This is a genomic window from Pseudoxanthomonas sp. 134C1 (assembly GCF_057773065.1).
In genome coordinates this window covers 82,454-99,867 of record NZ_JBYMTH010000010.1, presented here as the reverse complement: position 1 = coordinate 99,867, position 17,414 = coordinate 82,454, and the positions used below count along the sequence as shown (strand labels likewise).

The window sequence follows — 17,414 nt, the reverse complement described above, 5'->3', positions numbered from 1 at the left end:
CTCGTTATTTGCATCAGCGATAGCCAGGCGTAGTATTGCGCCTGGCGCAAGGGGATTATGAGCGCCAAGGTTCTGCCACTTGGTATGGAAGTCGGGGCAGTAATCGACCTTCATGACCGAAGGCGGAGTTTTTAGGACTATCGCGCCAGGGCGGGTGCATGCGGGCGCGGGGGAAGGAGTTCCACTGTGCCTAATGATCCTGCCGCGCGGCCCACGCGCCTTGCCGCTTTCCTGTTCTTTCTGGTCGGAACCGCGTTATCGGTGCCCCTGGGGCTTCATATCGCGAATGTCATCGCGCAGGTGACCGGTGGTTCATCGCCGCCGCTCGTGCTGGCTTCTCCGGATCCCGTTTCCGATGCGGTCGCCGCGACATCAGCCGAATTCCGTGTCGACGAATCCGGTGCGGCGACCTATACGGTTCAGATCTATACCGTCCCTGGCACGGCGGGCGTCGCGCCGAAGATCAGCTTGAACTACTCCAGCCAGGGAAGCTACGGAGCGCTTGGAAAAGGCTGGTCGATCGGCGGATTGTCCTACATCACACGCTGTCGCGCCGCGCGGGAAACCGGGGATTTCATCGGTGCGAGTACGCCCGACGGATCACCTCGCCCCATCAACTTCACCGCTTCCGACCGCCTTTGCCTGGATGGGCAACGCCTGGTCCCGAGCTCCGAGACTTGCACCGCGGCGGCGGGGATGACCATCGCGGCCCTGGCGACGGAAATCGACTCGTTCAGGAGAATCTGCGCCTACACGGCGAACGCTGCGGTGGGGCCCGCATTCCTTACGGTCGAGGGGCGTGACGGCTCCATCAGCTGGTACGGCGATAGAGACTCCTACAGCAGTGCGAATCGCCCTGACGGGTACATGGAATCCAATGCCTACGGGGTGCAGGGCGCGGCACTTTTCTGGGCGCAGACAAGGTTCCAGGATTCCTCAGGCGGGTACATCGACTACGTCTATACCAAGAATCCGGTTGCGGCCAACAGTGGCGAGCATGTCATCAAGGAAATCCGCTACACCGGAAAAATCGCACTGAGCGGTCAATCGGTAACGCTTCCGCCTTACGCCAAACTTCAATTCAACTACAGTACGCGCCCGGCGACGGCACAATCCCTCGGCTACGTTTCCAACGGCACCGTGCGGGGATCACAACGATTGGAGAGCATTACCGCGTGTGCAACGACGGGGACCTGCGCCGCTGTCGACCAGGCACGCCATATCCTCCTTACCTACGGCACCAGTCCATCGGGCAGCGGGCAGGACACGCTTATCGGCATCCAGGAGTGCCGCGACAACACGGCAGCAGTCTGCACGGCACCCACGTCCTTTGTCTGGGCCCCGGGCATGCACGCGTTTGCATCCAGCGAGAAACCCGCATCCCTGACGGTGGATACCAACACCTATCTGGGCCACAAGCTCGCCGACGTGAACGGCGATGGCCGGCTGGATCTTATCTACCTGCGCAGTGGAAACGGCGCGTGCTCGACCAACTACCTGACCGTGCTGCTGGCCACCTTTGATTCAAGCAGCCGACCCACCTACAGCGCCAGCCAGACACTGTGCCTGCCCGCGAACATCACCAGTCGCGGCAAGGGTGGCTGGCACGTCTTCGACTTCAACGGAGATGGCCGCGACGATCTGTTCGTCGCGAAAGCCAACGGGACGCCCTGGAGCCTGTATCCCTCCACGGGAACCGGCTTCAATACCGCGCAGGACCTCATTGCGGGGCACTCGCCGGCCATTCCCTCCGATTGGCCCACCACGATGGCCGATGTCAATGGCGACGGCCTGGTGGACATCATCTACAGCACCAAGATTCGTGTGATGGAGCGCAAGGCGGGAGGTTTTGCCTGGGGCGGTGAACGCTCGCTGCAGATTGATACAGCTTCGATTCCCCGGCCGGTGGATTGCGACAGTCCCGACGTGACGTGCACGTTGGGCACCGCATTTCCCAATCACTCTGCCGCCGACTACATGCAGATGATTGATTTCAACGGTGATGCCGCGTCGGACATCGTGGGAAGTGTCAACTGGGAACTGGAGATATGGGACTCCACCAATCCCGACTGCCAGCAAAGGCGCATGGTGCGCTCCGGGACGCCATCGCGTGGCTACGCCGAGCTTCCCATGGACGTGGTGGTCGCGCCGATGGCGGATCCGTGCATCGAGCGCCGGAACGAGAAGAGCAGCGTCGCCTGGGTGGTCGATGCGCTGGCGCCGACGGTCGTCGGGCTCAAGTACTACTCCAGCATCGGCACGATGAGTCCGGCAGGCCTCGAGTTCGGCGACGTCAATGGCGACGGCCTGACTGACGTGTTCTATCGGAACTTCGCCAACAGCGAGTGGACGATGCTCCACAACAGTGGCAAGCATTTCCAGTGGGTACCCAGTGGTGTGCTGGCGACGTCGTTCAAGAATGAAGTCCGGTTCGTTGATGTGACCGGTGATGGCCGGGTCGACATGCTGTATCTGGTGGACTACGGCAGCTACAAGGGATACGCCGTCCGCAAGGCGTTGCCGGACGGGACTTTCGCGGCCGGCACCGCACTGCCCGGAGGAAATGCCCGGATATGCGAGGGCACAGGGTGCAACCAGGCACAGCGCATCTCCTTCTTTGCGGACCTCGACGGCGACGGCAATCAGGACTTCCTGTCCATGGGCATGGGCGCTGGCCTGGCGGAACTGTATATATCCCGATCGAACCAGCGCTTCTCACCCCGTGACGTGATCACCAAGGTTGTCAATGGCCTGGGAAATGAAACGGACATCAGCTATGCGCCCATGACGTTTGGCGACGTCTATCGACGCGACACGGGGTCCCTCAACGGGACGAACTGGGGGCGAGGCTCTCCGGTGCAGGATGTCTTGACGCCCACCTATCTGGTGACGCGCGTTGACAGTACTTCGCCACAGCATGCGAACGCGGCTGCCAAGGCCAGTCTGCACTACCGATACGCGGGAGCCAGGATGCAGGCCGGTGGCCGTGGCTATCTGGGGTTCCGTGAAATCACGGTGTTCGACGTCAACCAGCCCGGTGGCTATGTCGCAAGCACCACCACATATGCCCAGAACTTCCCGTTTTCGGGATTCCCCCTGCAGACGTCGAAGGCGGCCATACTGAATCAGGCGTACCTCGTACCTACCTGTCTCAACTCCATCGTCAGCAACAGCTGCTTTACCGCGCCGGGGACCCCATTCCCTGCTGTGGGCGGCAGTTGGTTCTCCAACAACATCCAGTCGTGGGAAGTGGCGCCAGCGACGCTGGCCTCCCAGGCCCCCTTGCACGTCCGGACCCAGGGAACCGAGGAATCGGTACGTGATCCCTACGCGGCGGCGGTGACCAGCAAGATAACGACCGCGTTCAGCTATGGCAGTCGAGGCAACGTCTCCCAATCCGTGGTCGATACCTACACCGGTGGCAGCACTCTGACGTCGACGCAGATCACCAGCAATACCTATTCCGATGATGTGGCTCGATGGCGCCTGGGGCGTCTCACGGCCAGTACGGTGACCCACCGGCGCCCCGGTCAATCGGACGTCGTGAGAACGGCGGGGTTCGGCTATGACATGGGAGCGGCCAAGACCGGCCTGCTCACGGCCGAGCACACTCAGCCTGGCGGTGCTGCCAATCTTGCTTCCTCCAAGATCTACACGCTGGACAGCTTTGGAAATCGAGTCCAGGAAACCGTCTGCGCGGCACCCACTACGAACTGCACGGCGGCAGGCCTGCAGTTCCACCCGTCCTCGCCAGACAGCGTTCGCCGGTACACACGCGTGGAGTACGACGCCCAGGGTCGATTCCCCGTGGCGACGTACGAACCATTCTGGACACCCGGTGGGGGAGAGGAGCGGCGTACCGCCTACATCCTGGACCGGAACATATTCGGCGACCCGGTTTCGGCGGCTGACGTCAATGGCGTGAGAACGATCGCCGTCAAAGGCATGATGGGAAGGGAGTACTACACCTTTACCCAGACGACGCAGTTCCTGGAACTCCCCAACGGCGGCATCACCACACGGATGACGTATCGTTGGTGTTCCGGTGCGGGCAGCGTTCCGTGTCCGGCCGGAGCCCGCTACCGGCTCCAGGAAGTCGCCTCGGCGGCGCCCCGGAAATGGAGCTACTTCGACGCGCTGGGGCGTCCCATGATGGTCGCCACCGAGAGCTTCAATGTTGGCGTCAGTGGCCAGGACGTATCCGCGATCTGCACGGCGTACGACGCCGCCGGTCGCCCCCAGCGTGTGTCCAACCCGTTCTTCCTGACAGGCACAGGCGGCACCGATGGGCCCACCGATGTGGGAACGGCATGTTCGGCGCCGGAGCGGCTCTGGACCGTGACTTCCTACGACATTCTTGGTCGAGCCACCGCCGTGGTCATGCCCGATGGCGGCCAACTGCTGTCGAGCTATGCCGGATTGACGACGACCGTTCGCGACCAGCGGAACAACAGCACGACACAGCTTCGCAATGGCAGGGGTGAACTCGTGTCGGTCACCGATGCCAGCGGCCTGCAGACGACTTACGCCTACAACGCCGCGGGCCAGATTCGAAGCGTATCGAGGGACGCGGGCGCCGGGGCGATCGTCAATTCGTTCACGCATGATGTTCTGGGAAGGAAAACACAGCAGGTCGACCCCGACACCGGCACCTCCACATTCCAGTACAACGCGTTGGGCGAGCAGATTGCGCAGATCGACAATGGCGGATATCGAATTGACCAGGAATTCGATGCTCGAGGCCGCGTCTGGCGGAAGACGGCAAAACTTCCCAATGGAAACATGGAGTCGCAGTCCACCTTCGAGTTCGATGATGGCATGGGCGCCTCGGGCCAACTTGTTCGCGAAACCATCAGCGGTACATACGGCGCATGGACCGGCCAGACCGGGATGGGATTGCAGCTGAGCCGAGAATTCCATTTCGACAACCTGGGTCGCTCTGTCAGCACAACCACGACCGTTGACGGCCGGACCTACGGCACCGGAACCGCATACGACATCCTGAGTCGTCCCTGGCAGACCCATGATGCGTCAGGGCTTTACCAGAAGACGCAGTATGGGCCACGCGGCGTTGTCGCAATCTGCGACAGCACGTTCGGGGACACCGATCCCAGCTGTCCTGCGGGCTCCGCGACCTTCCAGCGAACCTTGGCGACGGATGCGTGGGGAAACACGACCCTGGAAAAGCGCGGTGACAGCGCCGCGATGGAGATCCGTCGGCTGTATCACGGCCAGAACGGCCGCATCGCGGAGATCTGCGCCGGGACCAGCAGTTGCGGACTCGTCAAGGAAGCCTACGCCTGGGATCTGGCCGGCAACCTGAGTACTCACCAGAAAGAATCGCGCTATCTCGAGACATTCACATACGACAATCTCAATCGCATGACCGAGGCGCGGTTGTCGATGGTCAATGGGGTCAACGTCAACCAGGTGACCCTGGCCAACACCTACGATGTGCTCGGCAACCTGTGCAGCAAGAATTCGGTGGGTTACGGCTATCCAGGTGCCGACGGCTGCCCGGGAACGCAGGGACTGACGGGAGCCGGGGCCACGATCCGCCCGCTGACCGACTATCTGGGACCCCGGAACCAGTGGCAGGCCTCAACGGATCAATCGGAACAGGGTACGCCGACGTCCGAAACCGCGGGTACATCGCCTGGTGGCGCCGTGACGCTACTGGGCGCCATCACGGGAAGCCCGCATGCGGTCAGCCAGACCGGGAACGGTACCGCGGCTTCTTTCTACTACTACGACGATCGCGGAAACCAGACACAGCGTGACGCCCCCGGCACGGCGACGGACCGGGTCATCCGTTACACCGCCGATGGCATGGCCCATGAAATACAGATGGGGAACGGGCAGCGGGTCAGTTTCTGGTATGGGCCCGACGGCCAGCGCTACAAGAAAGAGGAAGCCGGCAAGGTCACCCTCTATGTCGGTGGGGTGGAGGTCATTCTGCAAGGGACGGCCGAGACGATCCGGCGATATGTCGCCGGCGTGGCGCTGCAGGTCGTCGTCAACGGGGTGGTGCAGTCCACCAAGTACCTTTTCCATGACCATCTGGGAAGTCTCGTACGCTTGGCGAACCCCAACGGCACCCTGGCGGAAGGTCTGGACTTCACGGCATTTGGCGAACGGCGCGCATACGGCGATCCCAACGGCGCGGGCACGCCGTCAACCAACACGTCGCGGGGGTTCACCGGTCACGAGCTGGTCGACGGCACCGATGTCATCCACATGAACGGACGCATCTATGATTCCAGGCTTGGCCGTTTCCTGCAGCCTGACCCGGTAGTCCAGGCTCCCGAGAACTCCCAGAGCTGGAATGCGTACGCCTATGCCTTCAACAATCCGCTGACGTTCACCGATCCATCCGGCTTGTTCAATCTCGGCCGATTCCTGCGCATCGTCATAGCGATTGTCATCACCGTCTATACCGGCGGGGCCGCGGCGGGATATTGGAGCTTCTTCGGCGCCAGCATCACCGCCGGATCGCTGGCGGCCTACGGCGTGGTCGCGCTGGGTGGATTCGCATCAGGCGCCATCATGACAGGGACATTGAAAGGAGGATTGATAGGAGCATTCTCGGCAGTCGCGTTCTATGGCGTGGGTCAGTATGCCAACGCCATCCGCGCCACCGATACCGCCCGGATGGGGATGCATGCGGTTACAGGCGGCATCGTGGAGACCCTGCAAGGCGGAAACTTCGGGCAAGGCTTCGTGAGCGCGGGCTTGTCGAAGCTCACCATGTCCAACATCGATACCGGTCATCTGTCGGCCGACGTGGCGCTGGCTGCCATAGCGGGTGGAACGATATCGGAGATAACCGGCGGCAAGTTCTCCAATGGCGCGGTGACCAGCGCAATGCAGTTCGCACTGAATCAGATGGGGCAGCGCATCGCGATGCGCAACGCGAGCAACCGGGCCTTGATTCTCGTGGGCGACGCCGGACTGGGCAATCGGAATGTCGGCACCGCCTTCATTGATGCCGCCAACACGGCAGCGGAACGGATCCGCGCCGCGGGCGGCGAGGTCGAGATCGTCAGGGTCTCCTCGATCGACGACATCCTGGCCGCGCTCAACACCGGATCACCTGTCGGTGCTGTCTATTACTATGGCCACTCCTCCTACAATGCACTGCATCCGGGCGAGAATCCCGGGGATCGCACCAATGTGGACTTCAACAATGCGCGCGAACTGCGGGCGGGAAGACTGGTGGCCGGTGCCGCCGTGTACCTCTACTCCTGCAATGCCGGATATCCAGGCTACCCGAATATCGCGGATCATCTGGCATGGTATATGGACAGGCCGGCGTATGGTTTCCAGAGTTCCTTGCACTTCAGCAATGATCCGGCTTTCAAGCCCGTGGGCACCGGCTTTGCGCCGTGGACACCGGCAAAGCCGGTGTACATGAGACCAGACGACGGTCAGAGGCCCATCCGATACGAACCGCGGAGCAATCGTCCATGAATAGATTCATCAGGTGTTCCGCAACTCCGCTCCTGTTGGTTGGCGGCCTGATCTCAGGTTGTCATGCATCGGAACCGCAGGCGAAGGCAGGTCATGTCGGGCGTGAGGTGGCTGTCTGCGACCTCGTCAAGCAAATCAGGCTCATTCCATTCAGGCCGGGACAGCGCGGGATGGATGCAGCTTACGATCAGCTCATGACTGGAAAGAATTATTCACTTTCAGCCATTGCGGACTGCGTGGATGACGTTCGTCCGATGCCGGATCCGCGCGGAATTCCGGCACGGGCAAGCAATTTCGTGGTCGGGGATGCGGCATTCTTCGTTGTGATGGACAGAACAGGTTCCGACTTCTCGAAGTTCCTCCCTCCGGAGGCACTGAAAGATGAGAAGACAAGGGGATCCTACGTGTACTTTGACTGGGTAGGGCGGCGGGGAAATCGTGAGGCACTGGAGAAAAAGGTCAAGGTATTCGCCCAGGGAAAATGAAATCGTCGATTGGGGATGTTTGTCGGGAGTAGGGTAGGCAGCCACCGTTCCAGTCCAAAGTGGACATTGGCTCGTCTCTGCTCAGAACACCCTGCCGGAGGACCCCACTCCAGGTCGGGCCGTACTTCAGGAGGCCAGGACGCCGCGCAGGAAGCGAACCGGACTAAGCGTCGCGATGCTCCAGAATATGCAGTGTGCCGATTTCGCTATCGGGCGAGGAGGGCGAAACGTCGGTTTGATGGGCCTTTCCGACCACCGGCAGCGCGAAGCCAATTGCGCATAGGGCCGTCATCGCGGTCGCTGCGAGCTTCCTCCAGACGGCCTTTTCTTCTCGGCTGATCGCGCGAGCCTCGCCCACGATTCCGAGCACCTTTGCCAGCGGTTCGCCGGTCAATCCTGCGAGAGTGGCGCACACAACCGGGTCAGGCAGGCGGGAACCGTGCCGCCATGCGCTCACTGCCGCCCGGCCAACCCCGAGAGCCTTCGCTAAGGCCATATCCGTCTCCAGCCCCTGAGCTTGTTTCGCGGCATCTAGCAGTTGGTCGATGGACTGCATGTTGTCACCCTGTTGACTTGATGTTCACACCCAGAATACATTGCGCTGTGTTGTCAGGCTGACAACACGGCCGAGCTCGCTCGGTCACCCCTCCCCGGACCGCCCTAGGCCGGGGCAGGGGTCTCTAGGGCGCTAGGGCAGGGGGTAGAGACATGGAGCTTTCTGACGGGTTGTTCGGCGTTGTCATGTTGCTGGTGATGTGTGGCCTGTGCTTCGGCGCGATTCGCGTCGCTCGCTGGTATCTGGACTGCCTCCGCCGCCGCGACGAAGCGGCGTTCCGGGAGCAACTGGCGCTGGCTGAGGCCGAGATTGCTCGGCGCGGTCGTCATCATCCGTTCGACGGGGAGCGTGACCATGCGTGAAGACCGCGCCCCCAAGCCGCGCCCGCCGCGCATGCTCACGCCGGTCAATACGCCGGTCATCACCGCCTTCGACATCGCCGACCGAATCATCATCGTGGACGGTGAGGAGGTCCGCCTGGGCGACTACTGGACACAGGCGTTCGTCGAGGCCGCCTTCTCGCGCAGGGGTGATGAATGAAGCTGTGGCAGCTGTACGCCGCGCGCAAGGTCGCGTTGAGGTGGGGCGCCATGCGTGAGGTCGCTCGCTGGGATGCCGCAATCGCGGCTCGCATCGTCGCCATTGGAGCCACGCCGTGAGCGCAGCGACCTTTTCCCCGGTCGGAGCGGTGGGAAGCCAGATTGGCCCGAGGAGTAACACGGGCCAAAAGTCCGCCCCGGTCATTGAACGGGACGCGCTGGTGGACTTTTTGACCGTGGTTTTTTCACAGGGCCGGCTCGCGGAGCGAGGCTTCACCCGCATTTCGCTCCTGCTTCCCGGCATCTTCGGCCTGCGTCCTTCTGACGTGAGGGCAGGGGAGCTGCATGCCAAGCGCTGGCAATTCTACCGAGCCAGTGCGCCCATCATCGACGCGGACGGACAGTTGGTCGGTCGCATAGGCTGCGAAGGCAACGGCGACACCGTGTGCGTCAGCCTCTCCGGTGCCGCATGCAAGTTCATCCGCACGAAAGATGACTGGCGAAGGGTGCGGATGCAGGTGGAAGCCTGCGGCGGCCGCATCAGCCGCTGTGACGTGGCATGGGATGACTATGACGGTGACCTGGGCACGGTGCGCGAGTTGGAAGCCAAGGCGCGCGAAACGCTGACCGAACAGGGTGGGTGCAAGTTGTTCGCCAACGGTGGCACGCCACCCAAGACACGGTTTCTTGACGACCACGGCGGCGGCTCCGGTTGCACGCTGTACGTCGGCGGCAAGGGGCACAAGCAGCTGTGCGTATACGAGAAAGGCAAGCAGTTCGGCGTCGCTGAGTCGCCATGGGTGCGCTACGAGGCGCGTCTGTATGGCAAGCACTGCGAAGTGCCCACCGACATCCTCACCGACCCGATGAAATACCTGCGCGGCTCCTACGGCTACATGGAACTGCTGCTGGTGCGCGTCCGCGCCGGGGCCGCAGCGGTCATCGAATACACCAAACGCGCCGTAGAGGCGTCTGCAACGGCGCTGGAGCGCTGGTTGCGGCGGCAGGGTGGCAAGGCGCTGGGACTGCTGCTGGAAGTGCTGGGCGATGAGTTCAGCGACTACATCAAAGAACGGGTTGCGCGTGATGGGATGCCCACGCGCTTCAGCGGAAAAGGAAAGGCATCCGAAATTGTCCAACAGCTGAGGGCTGAGCTATGTCAATCGTGAGGGTAAAGGATGAACGCGTCATCGAGCGCCACGTCACCATCAAAGGTCAAGCGCAAATCTTCCGTGAGCAGCGGGCGTGCATCCTGCTCGGTGGTGGGTACGAAACCACCTTCAACATCGGCCTCGGTGATGGCTCCGTGCATTCGGTGGGCGATTATCTGTTCGATGGCGACAGCTACGCCCTCGGCCAGTACGGCGATATCGGTTTGAGTCGTCGTCCCAAGCTCAAGCCGCTGGCCACCTGGCTGAAAGAGTGCGGCGTGACGCTGCCCAAGGCCGCCTGAATGGCCATCTGCGTAGCCCTGCGTGCGGACGGCACGCTGGTGCCGACCGGCCAGCCGGTCGAAGCCTGCACGGGCTACGTGCTGGTTTCCGGTGCCGAGCATTCGTTCTACGCGCTCGTTCACCAAGCCTTTGCCATGCCCACGTCCCAGCAGGCCGCCGAGTGGTTCGTCGGCAGCTGTGGCGCGGTCATGGTCTGGTTCGTCGCGGCGCGCATGGTCGGCAGCGTCGTAGCGATGTTCAAGCACTAGCCGACCGTTCCATCAACAACGAAAAGAGGTACGCAACATGGACTTCTCCGGAATCCTCAATGGCCTGAGCGCCGCCACCGCCGTCACTGCCGTCATCGCGGCGGGCGCCATCCTCGCCACGCTCGGCTTCGCGGGCTGGGCCACCAAGAAGGTCGCGGGTTTCTTCGGCCGCTAAGCAACAAGGGGGGGCGGCGCGTCGCCCCCTTTTTTTGAGGGGAGAAGTGGCAATGGATTTCAGTCAGATTCTTTCGGGTCTTACCGTTGACCATGCGGTCGTGGCGGTACTGCTGGCAGGCGTTCTCTATGCAACGCTTGATTTCGTCACCTGGGCGACTCGCCAAGTCGCGGGTTTCTTCAATGGCGACAACGAGCGTCGCGCCATGGCCCGTTACCGCTTGGCACGGATGAGGAGCCGAGGATGATTCTGTGTCTGTTCTGCGGCTTCCTGGGCGCACTGTGCGGCATGGCGGCGGTCAAGGGGCTGGACGCATGAGGTGGGCCTTGTGGGTCGTCTTGGCGCTGCTGGTCCCCACGTCGTGGAATGCATCCGCTTGGGCTGGTGATCCGGTGTTCGCCGACCAAGGCGCTGCCTTTGCGGCATGTCAGGCGGACTTGGCGGTGAATCGCAAGCGCCAAGCCAGCGATCCAGACCGGGGAATAGTTATCACTGACGCGTGCAAGTTCGTAGACCCCGGTGGTTCGGAGCTGCTCTATCGATGCACTCTCTATGAAAAGGGGGTGGCCGAGTACTGGTGCGGCGTCAACGGGAGCGGCCACAACAGCAGCGCTTACAGATACCCGCGCAAGAACACCTGCTCCAGTCGCCCGTCCACCTCGGGCGGGTTCTTTCAGTCTGGCGCACAGACCTCGTGCAGCGGCGGGTGTCGCTACGATCGGGGAACCATCACATCACGAATGGTGCTGGGAACCAAGGTCTACTATCAGGCTTCCAATGCCAAGCCGACCGGCGACACGTGCATCTACGATGCGACCAAGGACGACACGCCGGTTACTGATGATCAGTGCCAGAAAACCGGGACGCTAACGCAGTGCGTTACGAAGGACGGAAAGCATTGCGCCGTGGCATCCACCGGAAAGAAATTCTGTTGGCAATCGACCGAAACCGGTACGAAGGTCTCCGGGAACGAGGCGGCCACGAAGGCCCCAGAGGGAACAGACATTAGCCCCCCGCCCAAGCCGCCAACCGATGGTGGTGAGTGGCAGAACAGCGGGAGCGGCAGCATTTCCGCAGGTGGCGGTGGCACCACCAACAACTACAACGTCAACAACTGGAACAGCAACGGGACTGGTAGCGGGAATGGAGGTAGCAATGGTGGCAGCAACGGCAACGGCAACGGTGAAGGCGGAAGTGGTAGTGAGAGTGGCGGCAAGGACGAAGGTGACGGCAAGGGGGACAAACCCGGAGCTGGGGTAGGGGAGCTCTACAAAGGCACAGACAAGACCGTGGCGGGTCTGATGGGAAACTTCTACAGCAAGGCCAGCAACGCCCAGGTAATGAAGGGCATCACCAATTTCATGGGCATCAGCAGCGCCGGTGGCAGCTGTCCGGTGTTCACGGTCCCGGCCTCGTCCTTCTGGGATGCCATGACCTTCGACGCGCATTGCAGTGGCACATGGCTCCAGTTGCTACAGACGATGGGATGGATTGTTTTGGCAATCGCCGCTTATGTCGCGGTGCGGATAGCGGTGACTTGAAATGATTGAAGCAATTACTAACTGGCTGCGCGAGCAGCTCATCGCGGTATGGGATGCGTTCTTCAAGTTCATGCAGGACCTGTTCCTGTTCTGGCTGGAACATCAACTGACGCTGGTGCTGTGGATGATTAACAACATCCCATCCCCCGAATTCCTGACCCAGCACACGCTGGGATCCTTGCTGGGCAGCGCTGGCCCCACGGTGGCTTGGGCCATCACCATCTTCAAAGTGGGAGAGGCTGCGGCCCTCATCAGTGGCGCAATGGTGTTCTACGTTCTGCGCCGAATCCTGACCATCGGAATCTGGTAAATGCTCGTTTTCAACGAAGGCGTCCCACGGGCTGGCAAGAGCTATGACGCGGTCAAGCACCATATCCTTCCGGCGCTCAAGCGTGGGCGTCGGGTTTACGCTCGCCTCAATGGACTGAAGCATGATGCCATTGCCGATTACCTGAAGGTGCCGCCAGAGCAGGTGCGCGAACTGCTTCATTCCGTGGACACGAAGGACGTGGTCAAGACCTTCCAGTGCTATCGGGACGATGAGTCCGGGCAGTGGAAGATCCCGGAGCAATTCAAGGATGCGCTCATCGTCATTGACGAGGTGCACGAGTTCTATGTTCAGGAACGCAAGCCGCTGCCGCCCGAGGTAGAGAACTTCTTCGCGCTGCTAGGCCAGAACGGCGGCGACGGCGTCATCCTGACGCAATGGCTGAATCGGGTGCACAGCGCCATCAAGGCCCGCATCGAGAAGAAGAACAGCTTCCAGAAGCTCTCCGCCGTGGGCATGGAGGGCAAGTACCTGGTCACGTACTACCAGACGGTAGCCGCGGGGAAGTTCGAGAAGATCGGCAATGCGACCAAGACCTACGACAAAGCCATCTTCCCGTTGTACGACGGATACGCCCCTGGAGCGGACAACACCGAGGTATACAAGGAAGGCGGGACCAATGTCTGGGGTGCGCTGGCCGTCAAGGGCATCATCTTCGGCGTGGTCGGCATCGCCGGCATCGTGGTGTTCTTCCTGTTCTTCTCCGGCAACATGGGGCTGGTCAAGGAGGGCGAATCCGCCAAAGCCGAAACGCCTACCGAGGTCTACGACCTGCAAGGAAACCATGTAGCCACGGAAGGGCTGCCCACAGGGCAGGGGAGTCCAGAGGTAGAGGTCGTCGACCCTTACAAGGGTCTGAGCCCCGGCCAGCGCTACGTGGCCTCGCTGACGGACAAGGGCAGGGTTCGGCTGGCCGCCCGGGCCAGCATCAATGATCGCGAACTGGCGGTCATCGAATGGGTAGACGGGTCCGGGAACACCGTCGAGTCACTGGACCTGACCCAGCTAAGAGAGCTGGGGATGGTCGTCACCGGCAAGGCATTCGGTTTCGAGCTCGTGGCCGGCGATCACACCATCATTGCCACACCGTGGCCCCGCGTGGTCCAGGTACGCGATGCCGAGGCCAAGCTCTACAACACCAGCAAGGCGGGGATGACGCCCGGCACCGCCGACCTTGCGAGCAGCGCGAGTGAGGGCGGCGGGGAGCGGGCGCACACCCTATATGGGTCTGCGGTGGTAGGTTATGGCAGCGGGCTTGCGACCGAGAACCGTGCGCAATAGCTGGCTCTGGTCTAGCAGTCGTTACCTATCTGCATCCAGCCGCTATCCACCCGCTGGAACCGCTGATGATTGATGCATCGTTCATCACTGGCCAGCGGTCGATAAGTGTCCTTGGACTGCTCGTGTACAGGCTCGGGGTATGTGACATGCGGTCGCCGCGGGGCGCTGGTCTGACGACTCAGCGAGCTACTGAGTCCGTAGAGCAACGCGCTGCCTAAGAGCATGGCAACCAGCCATGAAATGACAGCGAACATGAGCATCCCTAGCGCAACACCTAGGGCGATCTTCCACACGGAGGGACCGTAGACAATGATCTGCGGTGCCGGATAGTGGTGTGTTCGCCCTACATGAGCGTCCAGATTGCCTAGCGTTGGTTCAGTGCGGTCCATGCGACCTCCTGTGATGCGTTTCCCAGTCGGATCCTAACAAGCCAAAAACAGCCGTAGGGAGTTACCTGCGGCACATTGAGAGGTCGTCCGAACGGATTTGAGAGCACAATGCCTACGCCCAGCGCGAGCCAATACGACAACTCAAACGCGCTCTCCTTGAGCGAGGGTTTGGGCTTGACTACAGGTGTAATTATTCCGGGCAATTTGGGGTGTAGGGGCAGCGCCCCTACGGTGACGCCGTTACCCGGCACGCGTTCCGAAGCGTTGGCTGTGCCAGTCGGCCAGTTCCACTACGACGACTTTCACCATCTGCTGCCGAACCGCTTTTTGTGATGCGTTACGGTTGCGGGCGGCGGACAGGCGTTCCTCCATGTGCAAGCGCCATGAAAGGCCTTTCATGCGCTCCAAGGTCATCCGGTCGCCCTCAGGTGAGACCAGATACCGGCCACGCTGTTTCCACCCGTACCATTCACCATCAAGGTCTATTTGCATGCTTCCAAGCTCCTGCTCTCCGCGGGGGAGCTATCGCCATGCAAGAGGCGGTCTAGGAGCAATTTCAGCAGGGACCAGTAGTAGCGCCAGACCCGGAACGACTGACCCATCCGCGTCTTTACATAATATTCATTATGCGAAATGTTGGGTGCGTCGGTTGGCGCGAGTGTGCAACTACTACCTTTGTGTCAGTGTTCCTAATTGCTGCCCTTTTTGCCTAATTCGCGCTTGTCCTTGATTTCATTAGACCAAGAACCTCGCGCATTCTTCCTCGTTGCTGTCCTTTCTCCCGATTGTTGTCCAACAGGAAGTTGGTCCACGACGGTCGTTCGCTGAGGAGCTTCCCGCCGCAGGATGGCGCGGACGGCCGCCGGCAAATCCCGCAACGTCGTCAGCTGCGATTCCAGGACGTCAGCCCGGGCCCGCTGACTACTGGCCTGGCTGAGCGCGGCGGCCAGATCCCGGTTAACGCGCTGGAGATCGGCAACGAGCGTTTTCTCGCGACTTGCGTGTTCTTTATTCAAAGCCGCCAGGCGAGCCTTGAGTTCTTTGAGTTCTTGCCGGCAACTGTCGACCTCTTGGTGCGCGCGGTCTTCCACTGCCCGGATGTGCTGATTGGACTGTTCGCGCTCACGACTGTGCGTAGCTTGTTGCTCCTGGAACTGTTCCTGGAGCAGGCGCGTAGCCTCTTGGGCCTGAGTGGCTTGGAGGACCGCCGCGTGTCGCAACTGAGCAGTTTCGGACAATTGGCCCTGCAGCTGACTGACCAATCGCTGTAGCTCCTCGGCTTGGGTCTGAGCCAACTGTTCGGCATGAAGTGCCGATGCCAGTCGCTGTCTGGTGGCTTCATTTTCCAGATTCAATGCGTCGCGCGCTCGGACCAGCTCCTGTTTGCCAGCCTCCAGGGAAGCCATGTCCTCCGCCAAAGCCAGATCCGCGACGGCGCGCGCGCTCGCGAGTGCCGTTGCCCACCACTGACTGGCCAATAGGCTGACCGCCTCCGGCGCGTGCGGCACATTTACACGCACGGCATGGGTCTCAAGCCGCTGCCCTAGCCGCTGCCACCACGTCTCCAGCCAACGGGTCACCGTGTTCGGCGAACCGGTGCGCAAATGCGCGCGGATGCGTTCGACCGTCGGCCGTTCGCCCGCGGCGACGAGCTCGTCGGCTGCCGCGTGGACGTCGGTTTCGGTGATGCCTCGAGCCATGGAAATGCCTCCTACGCGGGCGCCCTACTCTGTTGAATACCTACTAGCGATAAGTGATGATTATCGTGGCTATTGACCATTTATCGTAGTAAAACATACATACTATGAAAGATATTCCTGGGATTCATGCCCTAATGCAACCGGCGGCCAGCCTGACCCTGCCCGCTCAGCTGGCCCAACAGGCCGCCGACGCGGTGCGCGAACTGCTCGCCGAAGCGGCCGCCGCCAACACCACCCGCAGCTACACCAGCGCGCTGCGCTATTGGGCCGGCTGGCATGTGGCGCGCTACGGGATCGAAATGACGCTGCCGGTGCCCGAGGCCGCCGTGCTGCAGTTCGTGGTTGACCATGTGGTCCGGCGCAACGCCGACGGCGAGCTGGCGTGGGAACTGCCGTCGGCAGTTGACCAGGCCTTGGTGGACGCTGGCCTGAAGGCCAAGCCGGGTCCTTGGACTTTGTCCACCGTCCGGCATCGGGTGGCGGTGCTGTCCACCGCGCACCGACTCAAGCAGCAGCCGAATCCCTGCGAGCAGCCAGCGATCCGCACCGTGCTCAGCCGTGCGGCTCGCGCTTCGGTAAAACGCGGCGAGCGGCCGCGCAAGAAGACCGCAATCACTTTGGCCGAGCTCGAGGCGATGCTGGCGACCTGCGACGACAGCTTGGAAGGAATCCGGGACCGCGCCCTGCTCTGCTTTGGATTCGCTAGCGGTGGGCGCCGGCGCAGTGAGATCGCTGCCGCCGACCTGCGCGATCTGCGCCGGGTTGGCGACCAGGGCTACATCTACCGGCTGGAGTACAGCAAGACCCAGCAGGCCGGCGTCACCGCCTCTTCCACGCCGGACAAGCCGGTACTGGATCGGGCCGCTCTGGCGCTAGAAGACTGGTTGGAGGCCGCCGGCCTCGCCGAGGGGGCGATTTTCCGCCGACTCTGGAAGAACCGTATCGGCCCTGCCCTCTCCCCGGCCGCGGTGGGTGAAATCGTGCAGCGTCGGGCTCGCCTGGCCGAGCTGGAGGGGGATTTTGGCGGGCACAGCCTGCGGTCGGGGTTCGTGACCGAAGCTGGCCGTCAAGGGGTGCCCTTGCCAGCGATCATGCAATTGACAGAGCACCGGGCGGTATCGAGCGTCGTGGGGTACTTCCAGGCCGGTGGGGCTATCGGCAACCCAGCTGCTCGACTTTTGGAAGACTGATCCATCTCGGTTCTTGGAAAGAACCGTCTGCAGACGAGCAGATGGCCTCCGATATAGT

The 17,414-nt window shown here is 61.8% G+C and carries 17 protein-coding genes; 14 read left to right on the top strand and 3 right to left on the bottom strand.

All coding sequences use genetic code 11. The annotated features are described in order from the left end of the window. Positions 1–186 precede the first annotated feature (186 nt). Complete coding sequence (locus AC3DEZ_RS16725) at positions 187–7,470, top strand: FG-GAP-like repeat-containing protein (protein ID WP_488389233.1); 7,284 nt, start codon at positions 187–189, stop codon at positions 7,468–7,470. Then, complete coding sequence (locus AC3DEZ_RS16720; RefSeq protein ID WP_488389232.1) at positions 7,467–7,955, top strand: hypothetical protein; 489 nt, start codon at positions 7,467–7,469, stop codon at positions 7,953–7,955. The genes AC3DEZ_RS16725 and AC3DEZ_RS16720 overlap by 4 nt, the downstream gene beginning before the upstream one ends. A 163-nt stretch (positions 7,956–8,118) precedes the next feature. On the opposite strand, the gene AC3DEZ_RS16715 is transcribed toward AC3DEZ_RS16720, so the two are convergent. Then, the gene (locus AC3DEZ_RS16715) at positions 8,119–8,511 is read right to left on the bottom strand and encodes a DUF3693 domain-containing protein (protein ID WP_488389231.1); all 393 of its coding nucleotides are present in this window, start codon (positions 8,509–8,511) and stop codon (positions 8,119–8,121) included. A gap of 152 nt (positions 8,512–8,663) precedes the next feature. On the opposite strand from AC3DEZ_RS16715, the gene AC3DEZ_RS16710 reads away from it, so the two are divergent. From AC3DEZ_RS16710 to AC3DEZ_RS16660, 11 genes are all read left to right on the top strand, one after another. Beyond that, positions 8,664–8,873 (top strand): hypothetical protein, encoded by a 210-nt coding sequence (locus tag AC3DEZ_RS16710; RefSeq protein ID WP_488389230.1) that lies wholly within the window; start codon positions 8,664–8,666, stop codon positions 8,871–8,873. After that, positions 8,866–9,051, top strand: a complete 186-nt coding sequence (locus tag AC3DEZ_RS16705; protein WP_488389229.1) for a hypothetical protein — start codon at positions 8,866–8,868, stop codon at positions 9,049–9,051. The genes AC3DEZ_RS16710 and AC3DEZ_RS16705 overlap by 8 nt, the downstream gene beginning before the upstream one ends. Beyond that, entirely contained in the window at positions 9,048–9,170 is a 123-nt protein-coding gene (locus tag AC3DEZ_RS16700; protein WP_488389228.1) for a hypothetical protein, read from the top strand. Before AC3DEZ_RS16705 ends, AC3DEZ_RS16700 begins: the two co-directional genes overlap by 4 nt. Continuing rightward, positions 9,167–10,219: a replication initiation factor domain-containing protein gene (locus AC3DEZ_RS16695; RefSeq protein WP_488389227.1), complete on the top strand. Its 1,053-nt coding sequence runs from the start codon at positions 9,167–9,169 to the stop codon at positions 10,217–10,219. Before AC3DEZ_RS16700 ends, AC3DEZ_RS16695 begins: the two co-directional genes overlap by 4 nt. Continuing rightward, positions 10,207–10,503, top strand: a complete 297-nt coding sequence (locus tag AC3DEZ_RS16690) for a single-stranded DNA-binding protein (RefSeq protein ID WP_488389226.1) — start codon at positions 10,207–10,209, stop codon at positions 10,501–10,503. The genes AC3DEZ_RS16695 and AC3DEZ_RS16690 overlap by 13 nt, the downstream gene beginning before the upstream one ends. Continuing rightward, positions 10,504–10,752: a hypothetical protein gene (locus AC3DEZ_RS16685; protein ID WP_488389225.1), complete on the top strand. Its 249-nt coding sequence runs from the start codon at positions 10,504–10,506 to the stop codon at positions 10,750–10,752. 37 nt (positions 10,753–10,789) lie between these two features. After that, positions 10,790–10,927, top strand: coding sequence for a capsid protein (locus AC3DEZ_RS16680; protein WP_488389224.1), 138 nt, complete (start codon positions 10,790–10,792; stop codon positions 10,925–10,927). Positions 10,928–10,979: 52 nt separating this feature from the next. Next, positions 10,980–11,174 (top strand): hypothetical protein, encoded by a 195-nt coding sequence (locus tag AC3DEZ_RS16675; RefSeq protein ID WP_488389223.1) that lies wholly within the window; start codon positions 10,980–10,982, stop codon positions 11,172–11,174. Between the two features lie 91 nt (positions 11,175–11,265). After that, the gene (locus AC3DEZ_RS16670) at positions 11,266–12,468 is read left to right on the top strand and encodes a hypothetical protein (protein WP_488389222.1); all 1,203 of its coding nucleotides are present in this window, start codon (positions 11,266–11,268) and stop codon (positions 12,466–12,468) included. A gap of 1 nt (position 12,469) precedes the next feature. Beyond that, positions 12,470–12,778, top strand: coding sequence for a phage coat protein (locus AC3DEZ_RS16665; RefSeq protein ID WP_488389221.1), 309 nt, complete (start codon positions 12,470–12,472; stop codon positions 12,776–12,778). Then, entirely contained in the window at positions 12,779–14,077 is a 1,299-nt protein-coding gene (locus AC3DEZ_RS16660) for a zonular occludens toxin domain-containing protein (RefSeq protein WP_488389220.1), read from the top strand. It begins immediately after the preceding gene. A 629-nt stretch (positions 14,078–14,706) separates the two neighbouring features. On the opposite strand, the gene AC3DEZ_RS16655 is transcribed toward AC3DEZ_RS16660, so the two are convergent. Together AC3DEZ_RS16655 and AC3DEZ_RS16650 are read right to left on the bottom strand one after the other, a co-directional pair. Then, a complete protein-coding gene (locus AC3DEZ_RS16655) occupies positions 14,707–14,958 on the bottom strand; it encodes a DUF3653 domain-containing protein (RefSeq protein WP_488389219.1) in 252 nt (83 codons plus the stop codon). 197 nt (positions 14,959–15,155) lie between these two features. After that, on the bottom strand, positions 15,156–16,166 hold the full coding sequence (locus tag AC3DEZ_RS16650; protein ID WP_488389218.1) for a DNA-binding protein: 1,011 nt from the start codon (positions 16,164–16,166) through the stop codon (positions 15,156–15,158). Positions 16,167–16,300: 134 nt separating this feature from the next. Here AC3DEZ_RS16650 and AC3DEZ_RS16645 point away from each other — a divergent pair, with 134 nt between their 5' ends. Further along, complete coding sequence (locus AC3DEZ_RS16645) at positions 16,301–17,356, top strand: site-specific integrase (protein ID WP_488389217.1); 1,056 nt, start codon at positions 16,301–16,303, stop codon at positions 17,354–17,356. The last annotated feature ends 58 nt before the right edge of the window (positions 17,357–17,414 follow it).

Excerpts from the sequence above, each read along its gene's own strand:
- AC3DEZ_RS16710 (WP_488389230.1), top strand. The coding sequence starts at position 8,664 with ATGGAGCTTTCTGACGGGTTGTTCGGCGTTGTCATGTTGCTGGTGATG.
- AC3DEZ_RS16705 (WP_488389229.1), top strand. The coding sequence starts at position 8,866 with ATGCGTGAAGACCGCGCCCCCAAGCCGCGCCCGCCGCGCATGCTCACG.
- AC3DEZ_RS16675 (WP_488389223.1), top strand. The coding sequence starts at position 10,980 with ATGGATTTCAGTCAGATTCTTTCGGGTCTTACCGTTGACCATGCGGTC.
- AC3DEZ_RS16715 (WP_488389231.1), bottom strand. The coding sequence starts at position 8,511 with ATGCAGTCCATCGACCAACTGCTAGATGCCGCGAAACAAGCTCAGGGG.
- AC3DEZ_RS16665 (WP_488389221.1), top strand. The coding sequence starts at position 12,470 with ATGATTGAAGCAATTACTAACTGGCTGCGCGAGCAGCTCATCGCGGTA.
- AC3DEZ_RS16720 (WP_488389232.1), top strand. The coding sequence starts at position 7,467 with ATGAATAGATTCATCAGGTGTTCCGCAACTCCGCTCCTGTTGGTTGGC.
- AC3DEZ_RS16660 (WP_488389220.1), top strand. The coding sequence starts at position 12,779 with ATGCTCGTTTTCAACGAAGGCGTCCCACGGGCTGGCAAGAGCTATGAC.
- AC3DEZ_RS16700 (WP_488389228.1), top strand. The coding sequence starts at position 9,048 with ATGAAGCTGTGGCAGCTGTACGCCGCGCGCAAGGTCGCGTTGAGGTGG.
- AC3DEZ_RS16690 (WP_488389226.1), top strand. The coding sequence starts at position 10,207 with ATGTCAATCGTGAGGGTAAAGGATGAACGCGTCATCGAGCGCCACGTC.
- AC3DEZ_RS16655 (WP_488389219.1), bottom strand. The coding sequence starts at position 14,958 with ATGCAAATAGACCTTGATGGTGAATGGTACGGGTGGAAACAGCGTGGC.
- AC3DEZ_RS16645 (WP_488389217.1), top strand. The coding sequence starts at position 16,301 with ATGCAACCGGCGGCCAGCCTGACCCTGCCCGCTCAGCTGGCCCAACAG.
- AC3DEZ_RS16685 (WP_488389225.1), top strand. The coding sequence starts at position 10,504 with ATGGCCATCTGCGTAGCCCTGCGTGCGGACGGCACGCTGGTGCCGACC.
- AC3DEZ_RS16650 (WP_488389218.1), bottom strand. The coding sequence starts at position 16,166 with ATGGCTCGAGGCATCACCGAAACCGACGTCCACGCGGCAGCCGACGAG.
- AC3DEZ_RS16680 (WP_488389224.1), top strand. The coding sequence starts at position 10,790 with ATGGACTTCTCCGGAATCCTCAATGGCCTGAGCGCCGCCACCGCCGTC.